This window comes from Rhodohalobacter sp. (assembly GCF_041686455.1).
Taxonomy (GTDB): Bacteria; Bacteroidota; Rhodothermia; order Balneolales; family Balneolaceae; genus Rhodohalobacter.
This window is the reverse complement of sequence record NZ_JAWLDW010000181.1, coordinates 1-3,939: the sequence shown is the minus strand read 5'-3', so window position 1 is coordinate 3,939 and position 3,939 is coordinate 1. Positions and strand designations below refer to the sequence as shown.

Here is a 3,939-nt window from a genome sequence, read left to right as displayed (position 1 = left end):
CGATTTGAATAGTACTTTTTATAAATCACTTGATTGATTTGACTAAAACATAAACTCTATTGAACAATGAGTGCCGGGCATTTCAATACTCCAACTTTTAATAAGCCTGAAAAAGAGGTGACTTTTTTAACGTCGGAACAAGAGAGTTATACGTACGAGAATCTATTTGGATTTACGAGCTGGCTGGCGGAGAAAACGAATGGAATTTATTTTTCAGAGGAAAAACATCTTCTTATCTGTGGACCATCCTCAGATGAGATCATCTTTCTTGTGGCCGCCTGCTTTCTGCTTAAAATCCCGTTCATATCACTCCATGAAGAATTTTCCAGTACCGATGCCAAAATCTTAAAAAGCCAGATTAATCCTTCACTTATTTACAGTGATGACCCCGAGAGATTTAAAACCGTTTTTAAGGCTCAGCATATTAAAATTGATAAGGACCGGTTAGAGCTGGAAGCCGAGTATGATGAATATTTATTTTCTTTATCCGATACCGAACAAACTGCCGGGCTGTTTTTAACTTCAGGATCTACAGGAACGCCAAAGATTGTCCCGATTAAAAGAAGGCAGGTACTTTTTGCTGCCGAGGCATCGGCGAATAATTTTAAACCGGGTAAAAATAAATATTGGTTGCTCTGCCTGCCGTTAAACCACGTCGGGGGTATATCCATCATTCTCCGGTCTATTCTGTACGGCTCAGCGATTTTCAGGCTGGACTCTTTTGATACAGACACAATCAGACACCTGTTGTCAAATAATCAGGATTTTGAAGTTGCCTCCATGGTTCCAACCATGCTGGTTAATTTAATGGATGACACTCATTTTCAAACTCATTCTAATTTTAAATCAATTCTCCTTGGCGGAGGTCCTATCTCGACTGAACTGATCGACTGGGCTGTAACCAGAGGAATACCGATCGTAACCAGTTACGGAATGACAGAAACGTTTGCTCAAATCGCCGCCAATCCCATTTTAAACCCAAGCGGTACATATTTGCCTAAAAATAGTGCCGGACATCTGTTTTCACCGAACCAGATTGAAATTCGAGATGATACCAATAAACCTCTTCCCAACAGGGAGTCGGGCCAGATCTGGCTGAAGGGGCCGCAGGTTTTTGACGGATATCTTTCGGAAGAACTTAATCGTGAAGTGTTTGATGGGAATAGATGGTTTAATACGGGCGACTTTGGCTATCTGAACTATCGAAAACAGCTTTACATTGAGTCCAGGCGGATGGATCTGATCGTCACCGGCGGCGAAAACGTCAATCCTGTTGATGTTGAGCAAGTCATTGAAACATATCCGGGTATCAGCCGTTCCGCAGTAATAGGAGTTCAGGATAAAAAATGGGGTCAGCGGGTTGTTGCTTTTTACACTACAGAGAAAGAACAAATTGATGAACTGAAGTTAAAATCTTATCTAAAGGATAAACTGCTTTCATTTCAAGTTCCCAAAGAGTTGATCCAAAAAAATGAGCTGCCTGTTACGTCTCTCGGTAAAATCAAAAAAAGAGAATTATTGCGCGCTTACAGATGTTAAATCGCTGTTTTTAGATCCCCCTTAATTAAAAAAGACTAACTCGCTTAACCGTCTTTAAGTTGAGATCTTTGTGGAGGAATAAATTTTATTATGATGTACAAAAAGCTTTTAGGACTAATCATCACGGCGTTACTTCCCGTGTTCGCTGTTGCTCAATCTCAACAAAACGTAAGTATATCCGTTTCGGCGACCGTTTCGGGCACCATAGAGATGATTACGATAAATACCGTTGATTTTGACGACATCGAACAGGAAGGGTCAGTCATCCGGGTAGATCCGATTTTTGGTGAGCGATCCGGCAAGATGGTCGCACGCGGAACGCCCAATGCAGAATTCAGGGTTGACTATATTCGAGAGCGTGAACTGGTTAACTTAGATGGAGAGGGTATCATCTTTTTTAATTACGAAGTAGCCGGTAATCGTATTGATGATCAGGAGACCGCAGAACTTCTGGACCAGGATATTCGTGATCTGCAGTTTAACGAAGAGGGTGAATTTTACTTCTGGATAGGTGGAACTATAGATATGAGTGATGTAAATCCCGGCAGTTACCAGGGAGAGTTCACAATCGAAATTGAGTATATCTGATTAATTTGATATTAATTTTCAAACATATCAAAAAAGCGTTCATTGCACTCCTTCTGATTGGATTTTCTGTAAATAGTTCGCACTCTCAGGATATAGAGTTTGGTCAATATGGCACTTATACCATAGAACTGGAAGATATTGGGCTTGAAGATTTAGTATTTCAAGGCCCGATTAACAGCGGCAGCGGGATACATGAGGTTGAACTGATCGACTCAAAAGTTTTATCAATAATTGGTGTAAAATATCTGGATGTGGATGTTGATATTACTGCAGACGGTAAACTCTACCTCGACGGTGATCCGTCTTATGATACAGACCCGGAGCGATCCATTCCTTTTACTCTCGATGCTGCTTTTGCAAACAATGGAGAAAATAACGTTTCGGCTTCCAAACCCATTGGAATAGCAAACACGCCTTCAATGATCTCAGGAACCGCCAGGTTTCCAATACTATCACGCAGACAGCAACCACCGGGGCCTCCACCCACACCGCCCACCGGAGACTTTGATCAATCTTTAGTGAATGAAACCGCCTATCTCTATTTCTATGGACAAATTGATGTCGGAAATGTAGTCGCGGGTTCTTACAGAGGCACCATTACGGTCACAGTGGAGTACAGATAGATATGAAGAAGGTTTATTTTTCTACATTCTCTGATATTCGCTCAAACTATTTTCAAGCATATCCTATTTTTTTTCTGCTCGCTTCGCTTTTATTGAGTCTGTTACCCATCATTGCTCAATCTCAATCTTTAAACATTCAGATTGATGTAGAGCCTGAAGTTGAAACTACTGTTGAGCGCAGTCTCGATTTTGGTCAGGTCATCACAGGAATGGGGCTTCAGACGATCCCTCCCGGCTCTCCGAATATGGGAGTCTTTCAAATTCGAGCTTTACGAACCCAAAGGTTAATTATTCAAATGGAATCCGATCGTGAATTACAGCACGAAAATCCGGATATCCTGGATACAATCCCTATCGAGCTGCAGGCGGCATACACAAATTTTGAGATGGAGGATTTTGAGCTCAGTACTCCTTTGAACGATATTGGACAAAGCATTGTATTGGAGTCTCAATCAAATAATCCGGATTCTGCATGGAGCTCAATCTATATTTATGTATTTGGAAATGTAGATATTGGAAATGTGCCTGAAGGTGTTTACACCGGAGAAGTAGTGTTAACTGTGATTTATGAATAGATTCCTGTAAAGTTCTAGTTAAGCCGTTCTAACGGTATTAAGCCGGGGTTAAAGCCCTTTAATTAAAGCTCTCTAACTTGGGGTGTGATCTGCAACCTCTTATATTTGATACAGAAGTTAAAAAGAAAATCACTCAAACGATTATTACTCACAACAAAACAACTAATAAAATGAAAAAAATAAGCTCACTTATCATCGCTCTGTTTGTATTTGGAATTATAAACTCTTATGGACAAGCTATTACTGCTGACATCAACGCAAATGCTAACGTCGTTCAATCACTAACTTTGAATGCAGGCGATGATTTATCATTTGGTGATGTTATTGCTGGAAATAATGGTACGATTGAAATTGATGGTACTGATGGATCAGCAATAGTTTCTAATGCATCTGTTGGACAGCTTGGAACATTTACTTTTGACGGTACAGCAGGTGCTGAATATGCTATCTCTTTCTCGATACCTACGGAATTGACAGGAGCTACCAGTACTTTGCCGTTTGGTATGAATGGTCTTGATTATGGACGTGTTGAAGACGCTGCGGTAGGTAGTGGAAATTTTAATCCAACTAATGGAGTTGATATTCAACTTGATGATGATGGTTCTGGTGCTGGT

Annotated in this window: 5 protein-coding genes; all 5 read left to right on the top strand. The window is 40.6% G+C overall.

Annotated elements, in window-relative coordinates; translation table 11 throughout:
- Window positions 1–66: 66 nt before the first annotated feature.
- Complete coding sequence (locus tag ACESM0_RS13210) at window positions 67–1,539, top strand: AMP-binding protein (RefSeq protein ID WP_372906672.1); 1,473 nt, start codon at window positions 67–69, stop codon at window positions 1,537–1,539.
- 90 nt (window positions 1,540–1,629) lie between these two features.
- Window positions 1,630–2,127 carry a hypothetical protein gene (locus ACESM0_RS13205; RefSeq protein WP_372906671.1) on the top strand — a complete coding sequence of 166 codons (498 nt, stop codon included), beginning with the start codon at window positions 1,630–1,632 and terminating at the stop codon, window positions 2,125–2,127.
- A 5-nt stretch (window positions 2,128–2,132) separates the two neighbouring features.
- The gene (locus tag ACESM0_RS13200; protein ID WP_372906670.1) at window positions 2,133–2,750 is read left to right on the top strand and encodes a hypothetical protein; all 618 of its coding nucleotides are present in this window, start codon (window positions 2,133–2,135) and stop codon (window positions 2,748–2,750) included.
- Window positions 2,751–2,752: 2 nt separating this feature from the next.
- On the top strand, window positions 2,753–3,325 hold the full coding sequence (locus ACESM0_RS13195) for a hypothetical protein (protein WP_372906669.1): 573 nt from the start codon (window positions 2,753–2,755) through the stop codon (window positions 3,323–3,325).
- A 170-nt stretch (window positions 3,326–3,495) separates the two neighbouring features.
- Window positions 3,496–3,939 (top strand): hypothetical protein (locus ACESM0_RS13190; protein ID WP_372906668.1); only part of this gene is annotated, 444 nt, incomplete at its 3' end.